Source organism: Bradyrhizobium sp. WSM3983 (assembly GCF_000473045.1).
Lineage (GTDB): Bacteria > Pseudomonadota > Alphaproteobacteria > Rhizobiales > Xanthobacteraceae > Bradyrhizobium.
The window spans coordinates 181,525-201,780 of record NZ_AXAY01000003.1 but is presented as its reverse complement, the minus strand read 5'-3'; the positions used below and the strand labels follow the sequence as shown (position 1 = coordinate 201,780).

General features: G+C 63.9%; 16 protein-coding genes and 1 pseudogene. 14 read left to right on the top strand and 3 right to left on the bottom strand.

The features are described 5' to 3' along the window. Positions 1-30 precede the first annotated feature (30 nt). The 14 genes from nuoL (at position 31) to YUA_RS0106000 (ending at position 15,574) form a co-directional block, all read left to right on the top strand. On the top strand, positions 31-2,136 hold the full coding sequence (gene nuoL, locus YUA_RS0106065) for an NADH-quinone oxidoreductase subunit L (protein ID WP_027529877.1): 2,106 nt from the start codon (positions 31-33) through the stop codon (positions 2,134-2,136). Continuing rightward, on the top strand, positions 2,137-3,645 hold the full coding sequence (locus YUA_RS0106060) for an NADH-quinone oxidoreductase subunit M (RefSeq protein ID WP_027529876.1): 1,509 nt from the start codon (positions 2,137-2,139) through the stop codon (positions 3,643-3,645). Positions 3,646-3,667: 22 nt separating this feature from the next. After that, positions 3,668-5,104, top strand: coding sequence for an NADH-quinone oxidoreductase subunit NuoN (gene nuoN, locus YUA_RS0106055; protein WP_027529875.1), 1,437 nt, complete (start codon positions 3,668-3,670; stop codon positions 5,102-5,104). Between the two features lies 1 nt (position 5,105). Continuing rightward, positions 5,106-5,912 carry a biotin--[acetyl-CoA-carboxylase] ligase gene (locus tag YUA_RS0106050; protein ID WP_027529874.1) on the top strand — a complete coding sequence of 269 codons (807 nt, stop codon included), beginning with the start codon at positions 5,106-5,108 and terminating at the stop codon, positions 5,910-5,912. Continuing rightward, positions 5,912-7,582 carry a ribonuclease J gene (locus tag YUA_RS0106045; protein WP_027529873.1) on the top strand — a complete coding sequence of 557 codons (1,671 nt, stop codon included), beginning with the start codon at positions 5,912-5,914 and terminating at the stop codon, positions 7,580-7,582. The genes YUA_RS0106050 and YUA_RS0106045 overlap by 1 nt, the downstream gene beginning before the upstream one ends. Positions 7,583-7,593: 11 nt before the next feature. Next, positions 7,594-7,998, top strand: coding sequence for a methylmalonyl-CoA epimerase (mce, locus tag YUA_RS0106040; RefSeq protein WP_027529872.1), 405 nt, complete (start codon positions 7,594-7,596; stop codon positions 7,996-7,998). Positions 7,999-8,008: 10 nt separating this feature from the next. Continuing rightward, the gene (locus YUA_RS0106035; protein ID WP_027529871.1) at positions 8,009-8,284 is read left to right on the top strand and encodes a DUF1467 family protein; all 276 of its coding nucleotides are present in this window, start codon (positions 8,009-8,011) and stop codon (positions 8,282-8,284) included. Positions 8,285-8,329: 45 nt separating this feature from the next. Continuing rightward, a complete protein-coding gene (locus tag YUA_RS0106030; RefSeq protein WP_027529870.1) occupies positions 8,330-8,677 on the top strand; it encodes a hypothetical protein in 348 nt (115 codons plus the stop codon). Positions 8,678-8,712: 35 nt separating this feature from the next. Further along, on the top strand, positions 8,713-9,999 hold the full coding sequence (gene mtnK / locus YUA_RS0106025; protein WP_027529869.1) for an S-methyl-5-thioribose kinase: 1,287 nt from the start codon (positions 8,713-8,715) through the stop codon (positions 9,997-9,999). A gap of 171 nt (positions 10,000-10,170) precedes the next feature. Beyond that, positions 10,171-11,760, top strand: coding sequence for an ABC transporter substrate-binding protein (locus YUA_RS0106020; RefSeq protein ID WP_027529868.1), 1,590 nt, complete (start codon positions 10,171-10,173; stop codon positions 11,758-11,760). 59 nt (positions 11,761-11,819) lie between these two features. Continuing rightward, positions 11,820-12,743: an ABC transporter permease gene (locus YUA_RS0106015; RefSeq protein ID WP_027529867.1), complete on the top strand. Its 924-nt coding sequence runs from the start codon at positions 11,820-11,822 to the stop codon at positions 12,741-12,743. After that, a complete protein-coding gene (locus tag YUA_RS0106010; protein WP_027529866.1) occupies positions 12,740-13,561 on the top strand; it encodes an ABC transporter permease in 822 nt (273 codons plus the stop codon). Before YUA_RS0106015 ends, YUA_RS0106010 begins: the two co-directional genes overlap by 4 nt. Then, positions 13,558-14,538: an ABC transporter ATP-binding protein gene (locus YUA_RS0106005; protein WP_027529865.1), complete on the top strand. Its 981-nt coding sequence runs from the start codon at positions 13,558-13,560 to the stop codon at positions 14,536-14,538. Before YUA_RS0106010 ends, YUA_RS0106005 begins: the two co-directional genes overlap by 4 nt. Next, positions 14,531-15,574, top strand: coding sequence for an ABC transporter ATP-binding protein (locus YUA_RS0106000; RefSeq protein ID WP_027529864.1), 1,044 nt, complete (start codon positions 14,531-14,533; stop codon positions 15,572-15,574). The genes YUA_RS0106005 and YUA_RS0106000 overlap by 8 nt, the downstream gene beginning before the upstream one ends. Positions 15,575-15,806: 232 nt before the next feature. Here YUA_RS0106000 and YUA_RS0105995 read toward each other — a convergent pair. The 3 genes and pseudogenes from YUA_RS0105995 to YUA_RS0105985 all read right to left on the bottom strand — a co-directional run. Continuing rightward, positions 15,807-16,007, bottom strand: a pseudogene (locus YUA_RS0105995) (ABC transporter permease); the annotation flags it as partial. Between the two features lie 19 nt (positions 16,008-16,026). Further along, positions 16,027-18,816, bottom strand: a complete 2,790-nt coding sequence (locus YUA_RS0105990) for a UPF0182 family protein (RefSeq protein WP_084292165.1) — start codon at positions 18,814-18,816, stop codon at positions 16,027-16,029. A 404-nt stretch (positions 18,817-19,220) separates the two neighbouring features. Further along, positions 19,221-20,249, bottom strand: coding sequence for an ABC transporter permease (locus YUA_RS0105985; protein ID WP_027529861.1), 1,029 nt, complete (start codon positions 20,247-20,249; stop codon positions 19,221-19,223). Positions 20,250-20,256: the final 7 nt, after the last annotated feature.

Here is a 20,256-nt window from a genome sequence, read left to right as displayed (position 1 = left end):
GGTCAGATCATGCGCAAAGAGAAATAAGTCATGGTTCAGGCAATTGTCTTTCTGCCTCTGCTGGGCGCGATTCTAGCGGGCCTGATCGCCATTTTCGGCGCGCACACCCGCAACCCCTCGGGCGACGCGGTTGAGCATCACGGCGATGATCACGGTCACGGTGCGCACGCCCATACGGCCGACTCGATCAACGAGGATGCATCCGTCATCCACGAGAGCCACCACGAGCCTGGCGACGGCCACGACGACCATCACGTCTCCGAGCCGCCGGCGCAGGGCTCGCGCGGGGCGGAGCTGATCACGACGGCGCTCTTGTTTGTGTCGGCGGCGCTGTCCTGGATGACGCTGGTGGATGTCGGCTTCATGCATCACGACATGCGGATTCCGCTGCTGCCGTGGATCCAGTCCGGCGACCTCCAGGTTTACTGGAGCCTGCGGGTCGACACGCTCACCGCGGTGATGCTGGTGGTGGTCACCACCGTGTCGTCGCTCGTGCACCTCTATTCCATTGGCTACATGGACGAGGACCCGTACCGGCCGCGCTTCTTCGGCTATCTCTCGCTGTTCACCTTCGCCATGCTGATGCTGGTGACGGCGGATAACCTCGTGCAGCTGTTCTTCGGCTGGGAAGGCGTGGGTCTGGCCAGTTATCTCCTGATCGGCTTCTGGTACCAGAAGCCGTCAGCGAACGCGGCGGCGATCAAGGCCTTCGTGGTCAACCGCGTCGGCGATTTCGGCTTCGCGCTTGGCATCTTCGCGATCTTCGCGCTCGCCGGCTCGACCGACTTCGAGACCATCTTCCACGCCGCCCCCGGTCTGACCGGCAAGACCATCGACTTCCTCGGCTGGCACGCCGACGCGCTGACGCTGACCTGCCTCTTGCTGTTCATGGGCGCGATGGGCAAGTCGGCGCAGTTCCTGCTGCACACCTGGTTACCGGACGCGATGGAAGGCCCGACGCCTGTGTCGGCGCTGATCCACGCCGCGACCATGGTGACCGCGGGCGTGTTCATGGTGGCGCGCCTGTCGCCGCTGTTCGAGCTCGCCCCGAACGCGCAGGCCGTCGTGATGTTCTTTGGCGCCACCACCGCGTTCTTCGCGGCGACCATCGGCCTCGTCCAGAACGACATCAAGCGCATCGTCGCCTACTCGACCTGTTCGCAGCTCGGCTACATGTTCGTGGCGATGGGGGCAGGGGCCTATTCGGTCGGCATGTTCCATCTGTTCACGCATGCCTTCTTCAAGGCGCTGCTGTTCTTGGGCTCCGGCTCGGTGATCTACGCGATGCATCACGAGCAGGACATCCGCAACATGGGTGGCCTCTGGAAGAAGATCCCATACACGTTCGCGGTGATGACCGTCGGCACGCTGGCGCTGACCGGCTTCCCGCTGTTCGCCGGCTACTTCTCCAAGGACGCGATCATCGAGGCCGCCTATGCCTCGCATAATCCGTTCTCGACCTACGCCTATCTGCTGACGATCGTGGCCGCCGGCCTGACCTCGTTCTATTCCTGGCGTCTGGTGTTCAAGACCTTCTTCGGCGAGCCGCACGACCAGGAGCACTACGAGGCCGCGCACGAGAGCCCGATCTGGATGCTGATCCCGATCGGCGTGCTGGCCGTTGGCTCTGTCCTGGCCGGTTTCCCGTTCAAGGAGCTGTTCACCGGACCTCACGGCGTGGAAGAGTTCTTCCGCGAATCCGTGAAGATGAACCCGCATATCCTCGAGGATATGGAGCACATGCCGCATCTGCTGGGCTGGCTGCCCTTCGTGATGATGGTCGGTGGCTTCCTGGTGTCCTACACCTTCTACATCCGCAAGCCGTACCTGCCGGTCGAGCTCGCGAACACCCAGCCGGGGCTGTACCAGTTCCTGCTCAACAAATGGTATTTCGACGAGCTCTACGACGTCATCTTTGTCCGTCCGGCGAAGTGGATCGGCTACCAGCTCTGGAAGAAGGGCGACGGCTTCATCATCGACGGCTTCGGCCCCGACGGCATCTCCGCCCGCGTTCTGGACATCACCCGCAACGTCGTGAAGATCCAGACCGGCTATCTCTATCACTACGCATTCGCCATGCTCATCGGTGCCGCCGGCCTGATCACCTGGTTCATGTTCGGCTTTGGAGGCCAGTAAATGACAACCTGGCCCATCCTTTCGGTCACGACGTTCCTGCCGCTGGTGGGCGCGCTGATCGTCTATCTCAGCCGCGGCGATGACGAGGCGGCCAAGCGCAATTCGCGCTGGATCGCGCTCTGGACCACGCTGATCACCTTCGCGGTGTCGGTGCTCCTGGTGATGCGCTTCGACCCGTCGAATGCCGACTTCCAGTTCGTCGAGAAGGCGAACTGGCTTGCCACCGGCATCACCTACCACATGGGTGTGGACGGCATCTCGCTGCCGCTGGTGATCCTGACCACCGCGATCATGCCATTCTGCATCATCGCGAGCTGGAAGGCGATCACCAACCGCGTGCGCGAATACATGATGGCGTTCCTGATCCTGGAAACACTGATGATCGGCACCTTCTCGGCGCTCGATCTTGTGCTGTTCTACCTGTTCTTCGAGGGCGGCCTGATCCCGATGTTCCTGATCATCGGCGTCTGGGGCGGTCCGCGCCGGGTCTACGCGTCGTTCAAGTTCTTCCTCTACACGCTGCTCGGCTCGGTCTTGATGCTGCTCGCCATCATGGCGCTGTACTGGAATGGCGGCACCACCGACATCCCGACCCTGATGCACACCGCCGTGCCGCGGTCGTTGCAGACCTGGGCGTGGCTGGCCTTCTTCGCCTCGTTTGCGGTGAAGATGCCGATGTGGCCGGTGCACACCTGGCTCCCCGACGCGCACGTCGAGGCGCCGACCGCGGGCTCCGTGGTTCTCGCCGCGATCCTCTTGAAGATGGGTGGCTACGGCTTCCTGCGCTTCTCGCTGCCGATGTTCCCGCTGGCCTCGCATGATTTTGCGCCGCTGATCTTCACCATGTCCGCGATTGCCATCATCTACACCTCGCTGGTGGCGCTGATGCAGGAGGACATGAAGAAGCTGATTGCGTACTCGTCAGTGGCGCATATGGGCTTCGTCACCATGGGCATCTTCGCCGGCACCATGCAGGGCGTCGCCGGCGGCGTGTTCCAGATGATCTCGCACGGCATCGTCTCCGGCGCGCTGTTCCTCTGCGTCGGCATTGTCTACGACCGCCTGCATACCCGCGAGATCGCGGCCTATGGCGGCCTCGTCAACCGGATGCCGCTCTACGCACTGACCTTCATGGTCTTCACCATGGCCAATGTCGGTCTGCCCGGCACCTCCGGCTTCGTCGGCGAGTTCATGACGCTGCTCGGCACCTTCAAGGTCTCGATCCCGACCGCGTTCTTCGCCACATCAGGCGTGATCCTGTCGGCATGCTATGCGCTGTGGCTCTACCGCAAGGTCGTGTTCGGGGCGCTGGTCAAGCCGTCGCTGGCGAGCATGAAGGATCTCACTTTGCGCGAGTGCGTGACGCTGTTCCCGCTGATCGCGCTGACGATCCTGTTCGGCGTCTATCCGAAGCCGGTGCTCGACATGTCGGCCGCCTCGGTCCAGCAACTCGTCAACAATTACAACACCGCTGTGACGGCCGTGAAGGCCGCCGCACTGCTCCATTGATCGGGCAGGTCAGGATATCGCCATGAGCTTTACGACTGCAGGTTATCAACTGGCGCCGGTGCTGCCCGAGCTCGTGCTCGCGATCGGCGCCATGGCGCTTCTGATGCTCGGCGCCTATCGCGGGCAGGGGACCACCAGCACGGTCACCACGCTGGCCGTGCTTCTGCTGATCGTGGTCGGCGTGCTCGAATACATGCTGCCCGCAGGCAAGCAGGTGACGTTCGGCGGCAGCTTCATCGTCGATGATTTTGCCCGCTTCATGAAGATCCTGGCGTTGATCGGCTCGGCGGTGACGCTGGTGCTGTCGACCGAGTTCCTGGCCGACCCGTCGCGCCGCATCTTCGAATACGCGATCCTGGTGCTGCTCTCGACGCTCGGCATGATGGTGCTGATCTCGGCCGGCGACCTGATCTCGCTCTATCTCGGCCTCGAGCTGATGTCGCTCGCGCTCTACGTCGTGGCGGCCTCGAACCGCGACAACGCCAAGTCGACCGAGGCCGGCCTGAAGTACTTTGTGCTCGGCGCACTGTCCTCGGGCATGCTGCTGTACGGCGCCTCGCTGATCTACGGCTTCACCGGCACGGTCAGTTTCGCCGGTATCGCGGCTACGGCGACGGTCTCGAATATCGGGCTGGTGTTCGGCCTCGTCTTCCTGCTCGCCGGCCTCTGCTTCAAGGTCTCGGCCGTGCCGTTCCACATGTGGACGCCGGACGTGTATGAGGGCGCGCCGACGCCGGTCACCGCCTTCTTCGCTTCCGCGCCGAAGGTCGCAGCGCTCGCCGTCTTCACCCGTGTCACGCTGACCGCGTTCCCCGGCATCGTCTCCCAGTGGCAGCAGATCCTGGTGTTCGTGGCGATCGCCTCGATGGTGCTGGGCTCGTTCGCCGCGATCGGCCAGAGCAACATCAAGCGCCTGATGGCCTATTCCTCGATCGGCCATATGGGCTTCGCGCTGGTCGGCCTCGCCTCCGGCACGGTCGAAGGCGCGCAGGGCGTGCTGATGTACATCGTGATCTATGTCGCGATGACGCTCGGCTCGTTCTCGATCATCCTCGCCATGAAGCGGAACGGCCAGGCGGTCGAGCAGATCAGCGACTTCGCCGGTCTCTCGCGCACCAATCCGCTGCTCGCCTTCATGTTCGCGATGCTGCTGTTCTCGCTCGCCGGCATTCCGCCGCTCGCCGGCTTCTTCGCCAAATGGTACGTCTTCGTCGCCGCCATCAAGGCGAATTTGTTCACGCTCGCCGTGATCGGCGTGCTCTCCAGCGTCGTGGGCGCCTACTACTATCTCACCATCGTCAAGACGATGTATTTCGACGAGCCGGCCGGCCAGGTCGACCCTGTCCGCGTCGAGGTCAAGACGGTGCTGGCGGTCGCGGGCCTGTTCAACATCCTGTTCGCGCTGTTCGCGGGTCCGGTGGTGAGCGTCGCCTCCGCCGCCGCCAAGTCGCTGTTCTAGGATGGGGTTCGCGCTCGGTCCTCGTGCAATCGCGGCGGGCTACAAGCTCGCAGCCCTGGAGCGGACCGGCTCGACCAACGCTGATGCGATCGAAAGCGCACGCGCCGGCGAGCGCGGTCCGATCTGGTTCGTGACCTCCGAGCAGACCGCCGGCCGCGGCCGCCGTCAGCGCCCCTGGATCGCACCCAAGGGCAATCTCGCAGCCAGCGTCCTCGAAATCCTGGACGTCGCACCTTCAGTGGCCGCCACGATCGGCTTTGCCGCAGGGCTGGCGGAGGAGGCCGCGCTGGAGAAAGTCAGCCTCGAGGCCGCGCTGCGGCTCGGCCCCGACAGGCCGCGATACACTTTGAAATGGCCGAACGACGTGCTCGCCAACGGCAAGAAGCTGGTCGGCATTGGCCTCGAGGCCGAAGCAGTCGGCGACCGCCTGGCTATCGTCGTCGGCATCGGCACCAACATCGTGGCAGCCCCGGAGGGCACGCCGACGCCGGCGGTGTCGCTTGCGGCCCTCGGGGTCCAGATCAGCGCGGAAGAGCTGTTCTCGGCCTTGTCGGATGCCTGGGTCGAATTCCGCGGCGTCTGGGACGATGGCCGCGGCTTCGCCGAGATCCGTAAACTCTGGCTGGAGAGCGCCGCCCGCCTTGGCGAGCCGGTCGCGATCAACACGGGAACGATGGTGCTGGAAGGCATTTTTGACACGATCGACGACACCGGCTGCCTGATCGTCCGCACCGCGGAGGGCAGGCGGGTGCCGGTCGCCGCGGGCGAGGTGTTCTTTGGGCCGGTCCGTTCGGTGGGAGCTGCGTGATGGCGAGGCCGGACGAACTGGTATTTGCGCCGCTCGGCGGTGTCGGCGAGATCGGCATGAACCTGTCGATCTACGGCCTCGGCAACCGCCAGCAGCGTTCCTGGCTGGCGGTCGATCTCGGCGTCTCCTTCGGCGACGAGGAGCATCTGCCCGGCATCGACCTGATCATGCCGGACATCAGCTTCCTGGAGAAGGAGCGCAAGAACCTGATGGGCCTGGTGCTGACCCACGCCCACGAGGACCACTTTGGCGCGATCATCGACCTCTGGCCCAGGCTGAAATGCCCGATCTACGCCACGCAGTTCAGCGCGGCGCTGTTCGAGGCCAAATGCGCCGCCGAGCGCAATGCGCCGAAGATCCCCGTCACCGTGGTCCGCTCTGGCGGCCGTATCGATGTCGGCCCCTTCAACGTCGAGTTCATCCCGGTTGCTCATTCGATTCCGGAAGCGCATGCGCTCGCGATCCACACCGAGGCCGGCACGGTGCTGCACACCGGCGACTGGAAGATCGACCCGACCCCGACCTTGGGTCGCCCGACCGACGAGAGGCGCCTGCGCGAGCTCGGCGAGGAGGGCGTGCTCGCCCTGATCGGCGATTCCACCAATGCGGTGCGCGACGGCCGCTCGCCTTCGGAGGCCGAGGTCGCCCGGACCATCATCGATCTGGTGAAGGCCGCCAAGGGCCGCGTCGCGGTCACGACCTTTGCTTCCAACGTCGCGCGCATCAAGGCCGTCGCCGACGCTGCCAAAGCCGCGGACCGCGAGGTCGTCGTGGTCGGCCGCGCCATGGAGCGCGTGGTGCAGGTCGCGCGTGAGACCGGCTATCTCGACGGCGTGCAGAATTTCCGCTCGCCCGAGGTCTACGGCCATCTGCCGCAGGACAAGGTGCTGGCGCTCTGCACCGGCAGCCAGGGCGAGCCCCGCGCCGCGCTGGCCCGCATCGCCAATGACGACCACCCCGAGATCACGCTCAACCGCGGCGACAGCGTGATCTTCTCCTCGCGCACCATCCCGGGCAACGAGAAGGCCGTCGGCTCGATCATCAATAATCTGGTGCTGCAGGGCGTCGAGGTCCTCACGGACCGCGACCATCTGGTCCATGTCTCCGGTCATCCGCGCCGCGATGAGCTGCGCGACATGATCTCCTGGGTGAAGCCGCAGCTCCTGATCCCCGTCCATGGCGAGGCCCTGCACCTGAACGAGCACGCCAAGCTCGCGCGCGCCTCCGGCGTGCCGCGTGTGCTGGTCATCCGCAATGGCGATCTGGTCAAGCTCGGGCCCGGCGATCCCGGCATCGTCGGCGAGGTGCCGTCGGGCCGGCTCTACAAGGACGGCACCATCCTGGAGGATTCAAAATCCCGTGCGGTGGTCGAGCGCCGCCGCATGGCGTTCTCCGGCTGCGCCTTCGTCGCCGTCGCCATGACCGCGCAGGGCGAGCTTGTCGACGAGCCCGAGGTCGATCTCGTCGGCATCCCCGAGAAGAACCGGGCCGGCGAGCCCTTCGACGATATCGTCTTCGATGCCGTGATGTCCACGATCGAGGGGCTGCCGAAGGCGCGGCGCAGGGATGCGGATGCGCTGGCTGAATCGGTGCGACGCGCTGTTCGGGCCGTCATCAACGAACATTGGGGCAAAAAGCCCCCCTGTCTGGTACACGTCCTGACAGTCTAAGGGAGAAGACCATGCTGGGCCGGCTCAACCATGTGGCGATCGCCACAAAGGACGCGATCAAGGCTGCAAAGATCTACGGCGCAGCGTTCGGGGCGCAGATTTCGGAAGCCGTCGCGCTGCCCGAGCATGGCGTCACCACTGTGTTCGCGACGCTGCCCAACACCAAGATCGAGTTCATCGAGCCGCTCGGCGAGACCTCGCCGATCGCAAAGTTCCTTGAGCGCAATGCCGACGGCGGCATCCACCATATCTGCTACGAGGTCGTCGACATCATCGCCTCGCGCGACACCTTGGTGAAGGAGGGCGCCCGCGTCCTCGGCGACGGCGTGCCGAAGATCGGCGCCCACGGCAAGCCGGTCCTGTTCCTGCATCCAAAGGATTTTTCGGGCGCGCTGGTCGAAATCGAGCAGGCGTAGGGCCGGGATCATGGCCGCTCAGATATCGACCGGGCTCGCAATCTACTTCGTGATCTGGTGGATCGCGTTGTTCCTGACGCTGCCGTTCGGCGTGCGCAGCCAGCACGAGGACGGCGTCGGCGCGCCCGGCACCGACCCCGGCGCACCGATCCTGACCGGCATGAAGCGCAAGTTGGTCTGGACTACGATCATCTCGGCCATCATCTATGGCCTCGGCATGCTCGCCTACCAGGCCGGCTATCTCTCGATCGAGCGGCTGTCGAAACTGATGGGAATGCCGTTCTAGGTTTTTGCCAGATTTTCCGGCTGGCGTCGTTTTTTGGGGGAGCAAATGACTTTTCAGAGGATCGTCGTCGCGCTTCTGGTGCTGATCGTCGCCGGCCTTGGGGCCATCGGCTATGTCGAGTGGAAGATGGCGGTGCAGGTGCGAACGCTGAAGGCGTTCGTCGAAGGCTACGTCTTCAACGAGGCCGTGATGGCCTGCGAGCAGGCCAAGACCTCGACACCGTTCAAATGGAACGGCGGTAAAAGCACCTCTGTGATCGGGCTGAACTCGGTCAAGCTGGATAAATACACGGTCAGCGCCAGCTACACGCTGGTGGCGGACAGCATCTATTGCGATTACGATCCCATCAAAAGAAAGGCCGAGATCGGCTCGAGCTTCCTGGAGCGGGAGTAACGATCCGGCCATGCCAAGCATGGGATGGGATCGTCATGGCGCAGGGGCAGGAGGATTACCGGATTTTGCAGGAAGCGGCCTTGCGGGATTATCTCGCAGGCCTGCCTGACATCGCGACCCTGCTCGGCGGCGCGCCGGCGGCCTGGGCGATCACCGAGGTCGGCGACGGCAATCTCAATCTCGTCTTCATCGTGAAGGGCGCGCACGGCGGCATCGCCGTGAAGCAGGCGCTGCCTTACGTCCGCCTCGTCGGCGAGAGCTGGCCGCTGCCGCTGTCACGGGCCCATTACGAATATCTCGCGCTGTCCCGGCAGGCCCAGCTCGCGCCCGGCCTCGTGCCGGCCTTGCTGCACCACAACGAAACGCTGGCGCTCACCGTGATGGAGCTGCTCGAGCCCCATATCATCATGCGCAAGGGCCTGGTCGCAGGCACGCAATATCCGCGCTTTGTCGACGACATCACCAGTTTCATGGCGCGGACGCTGTTCTTCACTTCCGATCTCGCGCTCAGGGCTGCGGAGAAGAAGGAGGCCATCGCCGCCTTCGCCGGCAACCACGCGCTGTGCAAGATCACCGAGGACCTGATCTTCACCGATCCCTACCGCATCGCCGAGCAGAACCGCTGGACCGCGCCCTGTCTCGACGGCCTGGCTGCGTCCATGCGCGACGACATGGAGCTGCATGTCGCGATCTCCCGGCTGAAGCTGAAATTCATGGCGAGCCCGGAAGGACTGCTCCACGGCGATCTCCATACCGGCTCGATCATGGTGACGGAGAGCGAGACGCGGGTGATCGATCCCGAATTCGCATTCTATGGCCCGATGGGTTTTGACGTCGGCGCGGTGCTGGCCAATCTCCTGATGGCCTATTTCGCCTCCGCCGGCCACGAGCGCGCGCCCGGCGAGCGGCGCGAATTCGAGGGCTGGGTGCTGGAGACGGTCGAGCAGGTCTGGAGCGGGTTCGTCGGCAAATTCCTCGATCTCTGGCGGTCCGAAGCCAGCGGCGATGCCTATCCAGCCTCGCTCTTCGCCGGCGAGAAGGGCGCTGCGCGCCTGGAGACCGAACGGCAGGCCTACATGCAGCGGCTGTTCACCGACACCGTCGGCTTCGCCGCCGCCAAGACCATCCGCCGGGTCTTCGGCCTCGCCCACAACATCGACTTCGAGCTGATCGAGGACCCGCAGAAGCGCGCCATCAGCGAAGCCCGCGCCGTGCGGCTCGCGCGCGCAATGATGGTGGAGGCGGTGGCGTTTCGGACGATCGCCGAAGTCACCGGCGCCGCGCGAAAATTGCGGGACTGGCAGCCCGAGCTATCCGGCTGAGCGTGGTCGCGCGATGACGCACCGCGTCAATCGGCGGCTTACAGCGCTGGGCGGGCGCAACCTGGCACCCGAGGCCCGGAACTGGCATCGTCCGCCATCAAAACGAAGCTTGCGTTCGACGGGTGACGAATGATCAAATCCCTGATCGAAATACCTGCGTTTGGGGGACACATGATGTTCAGGATGATTGCGATTGTCGCGGGGGTGGGACTGGCGCTCGCCGGATCAGTGGAGGCCCAGACACCGCGCAAGGGCGGAACCATCCGCATGACCGCGCCTTACGGTTCGAGTTTCACCAGCCTGGACATTCACACCACCCAGCGGGCCCAGGACGAGATCTACGCCAAGGCCCTGCATCGCTCGCTCTACATCTGGGACTCCGCGGAAGGAAAGCCGGTTCCGGAACTTGCGAAGGAGGTCATCGTCTCGGGCGGCGGTCTCGTTCAAACCTTCAAGCTTCGCGACGACGCCTATTTCCACAACGGCCGCAAGATGACGGCCGACGATGTCATCTGGTCCTACAACCGCATCATGGACGGCACCAAGGCCTATCCGGGTGCGCGCTATGTCCGCATCATCGAGGGCGCGGCGGCGGTTGAGAAGGGCCAGGCCAAGGAGATCTCCGGCCTGAAGAAGATCGACGACTTCACGATCGAGATGAAGCTGACCGAGAAGGTCGATCCGGGCTTCTACTTCTTCACCGCGCTGACCTCGATCTATCCCGCCGACGAGGCCGCCAAGGAGAGCTTCATCCAGCATCCGATCGGTCTCGGACCATTCAAATTCGTCGAGCACGTGCCGGGATCGCGCATCGTGCTGGAGCGGTGGGACCGGTTCTACAAGCCCGGCAAGCCGTACGCCGACAGGGTCATCGTGTCGGTCATGGCCGAGGCTGCGGCCCGCGATGTCGCGTTCCGCAACAAGGAGATCGACACCTCCGTGCTCGGGCCGGCGCAATATGTCGCCTATCAGGCCGATCCTAACCTCAAGGGTACCATCGCCGAGGTCGCCGAGGTCTTCACGCGTTACATGGGGATGAATCCCGCATTCAAGCCGTTCGCCGACAAGCGCGTCCGGCAGGCGATCAACTATGCGATCGACACCGACCTGATCATCAACAAGCTGGTCAAGGGCAAGGCCTATCGCGCCACCAGCTGGCTGCCGCTGACCTCGCCGGCCTACGACAAGGCGATGAAGCCGTACCCCTACGATCCCGCCAAGGCCAAGCAGCTGCTTGCTGACGCTGGCTACGCCTCCGGCTTCGAATTCGAATGGACCACGAGCCAGAACGAGAGCTGGGGCTTGCCGATCGTCTCGGCCGTGATTCCGATGCTGGACAAGGTCGGCATCAAGGCGAAGGTCAAGCAGGTCGAGGCCGCGGTGCTGTCCGAGGTGGTTCGCTCCGGTGACTACCAGGCCTTCATCTATTCCCAGCAGACCGGTCCGGACCCCCTGGCCGCGCTGAAATGCTTCCATTCGTCGACGCCACAATCGGCCTGCAACTACATGAACTACAAAAACGCCGAGTTCGACAAGATCATCGATGACGCCGGGCAGGCCGACGACACCGCCAAGCGCACCCAGCTGCTGCAAAAGGCCAATGCGCTGCTCTACGACGAGGCGCCGGTCTGGTTCTTCAATTACAACAAGGCGGTCATGGCCGTGCAGCCCTGGCTCCACGGAGTTCAGCTGAACGCGACGGAACTGACCCATCAGAACGTCGAGGACGTCTGGGTCGACGAGACCTCGCCCGCGAAGTGACACGCGTTCTCGTGCGCCCTCCATCGCGATGAACGATGGAGGGAGCGAAGAAAGTGCCGATGCTCTCCTTCCTCGTCCGTCGCCTCCTGCAAACCATTCCGACCGTGCTCGCTGTCGTGCTGCTAGTCTTCGTGCTGTTCAGCGTCGTTCCCGGCAGCATCGTCTCGTCCATGAGCGACGACGCCGATCCTCAGGTCGAGTTGCGCATGAAGAAGCAGCTTGGCCTCGACGATCCCGTCTATGTGCGTTTCGGCGCCTATATCGCCAAACTCGCCACCGGTGATTTCGGCACGTCGTTCCGGACCCGCGAGCCGGTGACGAGCATGATCGCCAAGCGCGCGTGGCCGACGCTGCAGCTGATCTTCACGGCCATGGCATTTTCGGTTCTGCTCGGAGTGCCGCTCGGCTTCATCGCGGCATTGCGGCCGGGCGGTCTGGTCGACAGCGCGGCAATGGTCGTCGCGGTGTCGGGCCTCTCCATTGCCAAATTCTGGCTTGGACTGGTGCTGATGTATCTGTTCGCACTGAAGCTGGGCTGGCTGCCGAGTTTCGGCTATGGCGATGGCGGCCTGAAATATCTGCTGCTGCCGGCCGTGACGCTCGGCGTCTCGCCGATGGCGCTGTTTGCCCGGACGACGCGAGCTGCGGTGCTCGAGATCATGACGGCCGATTTCGTCCGCACCGCGCGCTCCAAGGGCATGAGCGAGACACGGGTGGTGAAGTGGCACGTGATGCGCAACGCGCTCGTCATCATCCTCACCACCGTCGGCCTGCAGTTCGGTGGGCTGATGGGGCAGGCGGTCGTCGTCGAAAAGCTGTTTTCCTGGCCGGGCATCGGCTCGCTGCTCGTGGACAGCGTCCTGCAGCGCGACATTCCGGCCGTCCAGGGCTCCATTCTGGTGGTGGTGCTGGCCTTTCTCGCGATCAACTTGCTGATCGACGTGCTCTACGGCGTGATCGATCCGAGGATCAGATACGCATGAAGCTTCGCACCAATCTCGTTATCGGCGGCGCGTTGTTCGCGCTCGCGATCCTGGTCGGGCTGCTCGCGCCCTGGCTTGCGCACACCGATCCCGTCCTGGACGCCAATTTGCTGAACGCGGAGGAACCTCCGAGCTGGACCTGGTGGTTCGGCACCGACGACCAGGGCCGCGACATCTATTCCCGCGTCGTTTACGGCGCGCGTGTCTCGCTGACGGTCGGCATCGTCTCGCAGCTCGTCAACAGCGTCATCGGCGTGGCGCTGGGCCTGAGCGCCGGCTATTGGGGCGGCTGGTGGGACGATGTCGTCAACGCCCTGACCAATGTCATGCTCGCGATCCCCTCGCTGATCTTCGCGCTGGCCATCATGGCGGTGCTTGGACCGGGCCTGACCAGCCTGCTGATCGCGCTCGGGCTGACCAACTGGTCCTTCACCTGCCGGATCGCGCGCGCCTCGGCGCTGTCGCTGAGGAGCCAGGGCTACGTGCAGGCCGCCACCGTGCTCGGCTACGGCGATTTGCGCATCATGATCACGCAGCTCTTGCCGAACATGCTGGGGCCGATCGTCGTCATCGGCACCTTGGGCATGGGCAGTGCGGTCCTGTCTGAGGCCGCATTGTCGTTCCTTGGCCTCGGCGTCCGCCCGCCGTTTCCGAGCTGGGGCAGCATGCTGTCGGACGCCCGCGACCAGATCACGACGGCGCCCTGGCTCTCGGTCTTTCCGGGCCTCGCCATCTTTCTCACGGTGCTCGGCCTCAATCTGCTCGGCGATGGTCTGCGTGACATTCTCGACCCCCAGTCGCGGAGCCGGCGGACATGACGGGCGCGCCGCTGATCGAAGTCGAGGATTTGCGTATCGATCTCGACGACGGATCGCGGCGCGTGGCGGCGGCTGAGGGTATTTCATTCCGCATCGATCGCGGCGAGACGTTCGGCCTGGTCGGCGAATCCGGCTGTGGCAAGAGCATCACGGCGCTCGCTCTGATCGGCCTGCTGCGGCAGCCACTGTCGATCGGCGGCGGCGTCATCCGGTTCGAGGGGCAGGAGATCCAGCACCTTTCAGCCGCCAGGCAGCGGGAGCTGCGCGGCAATCGCATCGCCATGATCTTCCAGGAGCCGATGACAGCGCTGAACCCGGTCTCGCCGGTCGGACGGCAGATCGCCGAGATGTTCGTGCTGCACAAGGGCAAGAGCTGGCGGGAGGCCGATCAACTTGCGGTCGAGGCGCTGGCGAGTGTCCGCGTCCCGGCACCCGAGCGGCGCGTGAACGACTACCCGCACCAGCTCTCCGGCGGCATGCGCCAACGCGTGATGATCGCCATTGCGCTCGCATGCGGTCCGGATCTCCTGATCGCCGACGAGCCGACCACCGCGCTCGACGTGACCGTGCAGGCCGAAATCATCGAGCTGATGCGCAATCTATGCGCCGAACGCGGCACGGCGATCCTGATGATCAGCCACGATCTCGGCCTGGTCGCCAATGTCTGCCGCCGCGTCGCCGTCATGTATGCCGGCCGCATCGTCGAGGAGCGTGGCTCGGCTGATATTTTCCGCGCGCCCTCGCATCCCTATACCCAAGGCCTGGTTGGCTCGCTGCCGCGGCTGGGCAGTCGCGCTGCACTTGGCCGGAGCAGGCTCCAGGAGATCGCGGGCGTCGTCCCGGCCATCACGAATTTCCCGGATGGCTGCCGGTTCAATCCGCGCTGCGCGAAGGCGACCGACATTTGCAGGACTGTCGTTCCGACGGCGGATTTTCTGGAGGCCGGCGGCCTGGTGAGGTGTCACCACCATGCATGAACCCAAAAACAGATCGGGCGAGGGAAGGGCGGACGACGATCTCATTCTCAACGTCGAGGATCTCGCGGTTCATTTTCCGCTCGGCGGTGGCCTGCTGGGCCGTAACCGGCGGCTGCTCCGCGCCGTCGATGGTGTCGATCTCAGGCTGAAGCGCGGCGAATGCCTCGGCCTCGTCGGCGAGTCCGGCTCGGGCAAGTCGACGGTCGCCTTGTCGATCCTTGGTCTGCTGACGCCGACGCGTGGCCGCATCGTGCTGGACGGGCAGGTCGTGACGGGCAGGCCAGCCGGCGACCGGAAGTCACTGGCCCGCATTGTCCAGATCGTCTTCCAGGATCCCTACGCCTCGCTCAATCCGCGCCAGACCGTTCGCCGCACGCTGGAAGATCCCCTGCGTGTGCACGGCGTGACCGCAAAAAGCGAGATCGAGGACCGCGTTGCGACCATGCTGCGGCATGTGGGCCTGCGGCCCGAGCAGGCCGACCGCTACCCGCATGAATTCTCCGGCGGCCAGCGCCAGCGCATCGGCATTGCGCGCGCGCTGATCCTCAATCCCAAAATCGTCATCTGCGACGAACCCGTCTCGGCGCTCGACGTCTCGATCCGCGCCCAAATCATCAATCTGCTGCTGGAATTGAAGGACACGCTCGGTCTCTCCTACATCATGATCAGCCACGACCTCGGCGTCGTCGAACACATGAGCGACCGGGTCGCCGTCATGTATCTCGGCCGCATCGTCGAGAATGGCGACTGGCGCGAAATCTTCGAGCGGCCGGCGCACCCCTATACGCAAGCCCTGATTGCCGCCATCCCCGATCCGCTGCGCCATGCGCCGTTAGCTACGACCGGCGGCGATCTTCCCAACCCGCTCAATCCCCCAAACGGCTGCGCCTTCAGCCCAAGATGTCGCTACGCGGAGGATGTGTGCCGACGCGAGCCGGGGCCGTCGCTGGAGACGCGACCCGATGGGCACGCGGTGAGGTGCTGGCGGAGTGAGGAGATTGTTTCAGCAAGCGTCGCTCTATCCCCGTCACCTTGAGGTGGCCGCTTCTTCAGCGGCCCTCGAAGGGCGACGGCCCGGCTGCAGCAGCGGGGGCGTGCATCCTTCGAGGCACCGCATAAGATGCATGCGTCCCACGCCTCGCACCTCAGAATGACGGGTCTGGTTGTGGTGAACGTTTTGAGGAGAGCTGCCGCCTCAGCGGCGGCGGATATCCCCAACATCTCTATTGATGGGTGTCCCGTGGCGCTTGACAGCGGAGGGTTGTGGCGCCGCGGCCGCCGAACAGGCTGGCGCCGCCGACCACGACGGTGGCGATGGAGTTGAGCAGGTAGGTGTCGAACTCGTTCTGCTGCGCGCTGCCGAAATGGGCGACACCGAGCATGCCGCCGATGCCGGAGCAGACTGCCGAGATCACCATGACGGCGCCGAGGATGAGCTTGACGTTGAGGCCGGCATATTCGGCCGCCTGCGAAAATAGCGTTTCCACCTCAGCGGCTATCCGGTTGCCGGCGGATATCTTCCAAAATACCGCGCATCACGCCGATCTCTTTGCCGAAGGCTGTCCAATCGCCGAATTTCAACCGCTCCATGGCGTGATTGTAATGATCGAGCGCCTCCTGCGCGCGCCTTGCCGCGGACCCTTCGCCGGGCGATTCCGCGGTCGCACCCGGCGCCGGCGCGGGTCCGTCGTCCACGAAGAGTGCGGACAGGGCCTCGGCAAGTGTTTCCTTCATGACGACGTGCTCGCCATAGGCGGCAATCACCCGCTTGAGCTCCGGCAAATGTCCTTGCTCGGCCCGCAAATACAGCGGCGACACGTAGAGAATCGAATTCTCGATCGGGATCACGAGCAGATTTCCCCGGATCACCCGCGACCCCATCTGGTTCCACAGCGATATCTGTTGGGAGATCTCTGTGTTCTGATGAATTCGCGCCTCGATCTGGAACGGTCCGTAGACCAGCTTCTCCTTGGGAAATTCGTACACGACCAGCTTGCCATAACCGGGCTCGTCGCAGCGCGCTGCCAGCCATGCGATCATGTTGTCGCGACGGCTCGGCACCATCGGGATCATGATGAAGAACTGGGCTTGCGCCTCTCCGGGCAGCCGCATGATGATGTAGTAAGGGACCATCGTGGTAATGCCGTCCATCGAAGAGACGCCGTCACCGGCCGGCTGACGCGGAAATTGCCAGAGGTCCTCGCGGTTATAGAAAACATCGGCTGCTTCCATGTGGTAGGTCTGGAAAAGCTGCGCCTGGATGAGGAAGAGGTCTTCTGGATAGCGAATGTGCTTTTGCAGATCGGGCGGCATGACCGCGAACGGCTTGAACAGGGCGGGGAAGATACGCTGATAGGTCGCGGCGATCGGGTCGGCCGGGTCCAACAGGTAAAAGTCGACGGTGCCGTTGTAGGCGTCGATCACGACCTTCACCGAATTTCTGATGTAGTTGAGGTTGTGGCCGGGCGCAGGCTGCGCGTAGGGAAAATATTCGCTCGTCGTGTAGGCGTCCTGCATCCAGAACATCCGGCCCTCGCTGACGATCAAATAGGGATCGCGATCGAGGGTGAGGAACGGGGCGATGGTGCCGACCCGATGCTTGATGTTGCGCCGGATCATGATCCGGCTATCGTCGCCGATGTAGTCTGAAAGCAGCAGGTTTACGTCGTTGAAATGGTGGGAGAAGATCAGTCTCCGCACCATCCCCGACAGCGGGATACCACCGGAGCCATCGTAGGCTGCGTAGGCGTTGTCCTTCCCCTTTGGATAGTCGAACTCCGGAACGGTTCCCTTGACGATGACGTAGTCGTTGGTCTCCTGTCCGTAATAGATGCGCGGCTCGCGAATAGCGGGACCTCCGTGTGCAATCGGAGGAATATCGTGCAGATAGAGAAGCGGAAGCCCTTCACCGCTCTTCTGGGTGACCGGGCTCATCACCGCACCATTGCCGTGGGTGAACAGGATGTGGCGGTTGACCCAGGTCTGCGCATTGGGCGGCAGCAGCGCGGAATTCAGCTCGCGCGCCGAGATCATCACGCTCTGGTAGGTGTCACCAAACCAGTAGCGATCGACATCGAGGTCGCGCACTTTGTAGTAAGTACGAATCTCCTGCAATTGCGCGTAGGTGTCGGCCAATGGTTGCCAATCCCACAGTCTTATATTGTCAATCGTGGCCTTGTTGGCCTCGAGTGCCCTGAAGCTCAGGTCCTGTTCCGCAGGGAAAGGCTTCGGTGCGATCCGATTGAGATTGTAGGCCTCGCGGGTCAGGGCAATGTTGCGTTCGATGTAGGGCCGCTCCCACTCCAGCTCGTTCGGCCCGACGTAGAAGCGCTGAAATGCCGCGGGGATGATGCCCGACAGCAGCAAGGCGCCGCCGAACAGCAGCACGATCGCCGCGGTGGGAAGGCGGTAGCTACGCACCCACAGGTTCGCGCATGCCGCCAAAGCGGCGACGATCGAGAGTGCGATCAGCAGCCACAGGACCGGCAGTTCCACATTGACGTCGGTGAAGCCTGCACCGACCACCACGCCGTTGTCGCCGTACAGCAGGAGATAGCGGTCGAGACTGTAGGACCACGCCTTCACGCCAAAGAAAAGGCCGAGAAGCGCCGAACCGTGCGAGATCGCAGCTGGCGATATTCGCTGGGCTCGGTCTTCGATGTCGCCGTGCACCCAGTAGATAGATCCGGCGAACAGTGCGCCCATGACGAGCATCAGCAATGCCCAATTCTTGACGGCCACAAAGGCGGGCAGGGAAAAGAAGTAGAAGCCGATATCCTTGTCGTACAAGGGATCGTTGGTGCCGTAGGGCACCTGATAGATGAAGCGGAGAAGAGTGCTCCAGTTGCCGACTTCGCCCCAGGCGACGAACAGAGCGAAGAGGCCGCTACTCGCGGCGATCACAATGCGCCACGGCAGCCGCTCGCGCAGGAATTCCAACGGATCGGGCGGCGCCGCAGCGGCCGCAAGCCTCGGGTCGATGGCCGCAGGCAACCGGCTTCGGCGCCCGGCCAGGCCAAGTGCCAGGCGCGCGTTTGTCCACAGGACGGCGGCGGTCGCCGCGAAAACAACGAGGAAGACTGCGGCTTTCGCGCCGATCGTGGTCCAGAAGATCTGCTTGTAGCCGATCGAGGTCAACCACATCCAGTCGACCAGGATGTCGCCGACGAGAGCGAGCAGGATCAGGCCGATTGCGAGGACGATGGCCGCGATGATGAATCCCACCACAGCGCTTCGCCCTGGTGCCTTCCGTTCGGGTCCGGAAATCCCGATCGTCATAGTGACATTATAGCAGAACGGCAGACGTGGTGCGACGACAGTGTGGTGCGCCTGTCGCGGGGGGCCGTACCTGCTTTTTAGCCCGCCCTCCTACAATAGGCGGATGCCGGCATCAGGCCGTGCGTCGAACCCGGGAGGACGCGCGAGGCGAGCGGCTCGAACGACGGAGCCGGGCGTCGCCGGCTTTGAGCTCAGCGCTGCCCAGGACACGCGATTGGTGCCATGATGACATCCTGCTCCTGTTTTGCCCGACGTGTCAAACTAAATTTCGGAAATATCGCATGTCACGCCCCGCCAAATTCCCCAATGATTTGTACTGTGCATGGGGTTGTTTTCGCGGTTTTTGTTGAGGCTATTGAAAAAGATCGTCATGGCCGGACAAGCCCGGCCATGACGGCGGCTGTCTACTCCGCTGCTTTTTCCCTCAGCCGCTGCGCATAGACGTTGATGACCAGCGCCACCAGCAGGATCAGGCCGCGGATCAGGATCTTCAAGAAGCTGTCGATGTTGACGTGGTCGAGGCCGTTGTTCAAGACACCGAGCACGAACAGGCCGACGATGGTGTTGCCGATGCCGCCGCGGCCGCCGAACAGGCTGGTGCCGCCGACCACGACGGCGGCGATGGAGTCGAGCAGGTAGGTGTCGAACTCGTTCTGCTGCGCGCTGCCGAAATGGGCGACACCGAGCATGCCGCCGATGCCCGAGCACACCGCCGAGATCACCATGACCGCGCCGAGGATGAGCTTGACGTTGAGGCCGGCATATTCGGCCGCCTCGCGATTGCCGCCGACCATGTAGACGTAGCGGCCGAAGCGCGTGTAGGTCAGCACCAGATGGCCGCCGAGCAGCATGATGGCCGCGACGATGACGATCCAGGGGATGCCGCCGATCGAGCCGGAGCCGAGCGTGGTGATCAGGCTCGGCACCTTGTAGGCGATCTGGCCGCGCACGAGCATCGCGGAGATGCCGGCCGCGATCTGCATCATCGCCAGCGTCATGATGAAGGAGGGGATGCCGATCACGGTGAGCCCCAGCGCGTTGACAAGGCCGAGCAGGGCGCAGAGCGCGATCGCGAGCAGGATCGCGGCGGCGCCGGGCAGCGGAAGATTGGCGATGTTGACGTAGGATTCCTGGACCGTGAAGAAGGCGACGGCGATGCCCGTGACGTTGGCGATGCTGGCGATCGAGAGGTCGATCTCGGCGCAGAGGATCACGAAGGTGAGGCCGACAGCGATGATGCCGGTCACCGACACTTGCGTCAGGATGTTGCCGAGATTGTCGATCGTCGCGAAGGAGGGGCTGGCGAAGGCGAAGAACGCGGACAGGAAGATCAGCGTCAGGAACGGCGCGATGTTACGCATCTGCGAGCGCAGGAAGGGCGCAAGGCCCCGCGCGCGCTGTCCCGCCGCTGGTGCCGTCTCACTGCTCACCATGGTGCTT

Bases quoted from the DNA above. Each gene is read 5' to 3' on its own strand.
- mce (WP_027529872.1), top strand. From the start codon at position 7,594: ATGCTGGGCCGGCTCAACCATGTGGCGATCGCCACAAAGGACGCGATC.
- YUA_RS0105990 (WP_084292165.1), bottom strand. From the start codon at position 18,816: ATGACGATCGGGATTTCCGGACCCGAACGGAAGGCACCAGGGCGAAGC.
- YUA_RS0106060 (WP_027529876.1), top strand. From the start codon at position 2,137: ATGACAACCTGGCCCATCCTTTCGGTCACGACGTTCCTGCCGCTGGTG.
- YUA_RS0106030 (WP_027529870.1), top strand. From the start codon at position 8,330: ATGACTTTTCAGAGGATCGTCGTCGCGCTTCTGGTGCTGATCGTCGCC.
- YUA_RS0106000 (WP_027529864.1), top strand. From the start codon at position 14,531: ATGCATGAACCCAAAAACAGATCGGGCGAGGGAAGGGCGGACGACGAT.
- YUA_RS0106010 (WP_027529866.1), top strand. From the start codon at position 12,740: ATGAAGCTTCGCACCAATCTCGTTATCGGCGGCGCGTTGTTCGCGCTC.
- mtnK (WP_027529869.1), top strand. From the start codon at position 8,713: ATGGCGCAGGGGCAGGAGGATTACCGGATTTTGCAGGAAGCGGCCTTG.
- YUA_RS0106020 (WP_027529868.1), top strand. From the start codon at position 10,171: ATGATGTTCAGGATGATTGCGATTGTCGCGGGGGTGGGACTGGCGCTC.
- YUA_RS0106015 (WP_027529867.1), top strand. From the start codon at position 11,820: ATGCTCTCCTTCCTCGTCCGTCGCCTCCTGCAAACCATTCCGACCGTG.
- YUA_RS0105985 (WP_027529861.1), bottom strand. From the start codon at position 20,249: ATGGTGAGCAGTGAGACGGCACCAGCGGCGGGACAGCGCGCGCGGGGC.
- YUA_RS0106050 (WP_027529874.1), top strand. From the start codon at position 5,106: ATGGGGTTCGCGCTCGGTCCTCGTGCAATCGCGGCGGGCTACAAGCTC.
- YUA_RS0106045 (WP_027529873.1), top strand. From the start codon at position 5,912: ATGGCGAGGCCGGACGAACTGGTATTTGCGCCGCTCGGCGGTGTCGGC.
- nuoL (WP_027529877.1), top strand. From the start codon at position 31: ATGGTTCAGGCAATTGTCTTTCTGCCTCTGCTGGGCGCGATTCTAGCG.
- YUA_RS0106035 (WP_027529871.1), top strand. From the start codon at position 8,009: ATGGCCGCTCAGATATCGACCGGGCTCGCAATCTACTTCGTGATCTGG.
- nuoN (WP_027529875.1), top strand. From the start codon at position 3,668: ATGAGCTTTACGACTGCAGGTTATCAACTGGCGCCGGTGCTGCCCGAG.
- YUA_RS0106005 (WP_027529865.1), top strand. From the start codon at position 13,558: ATGACGGGCGCGCCGCTGATCGAAGTCGAGGATTTGCGTATCGATCTC.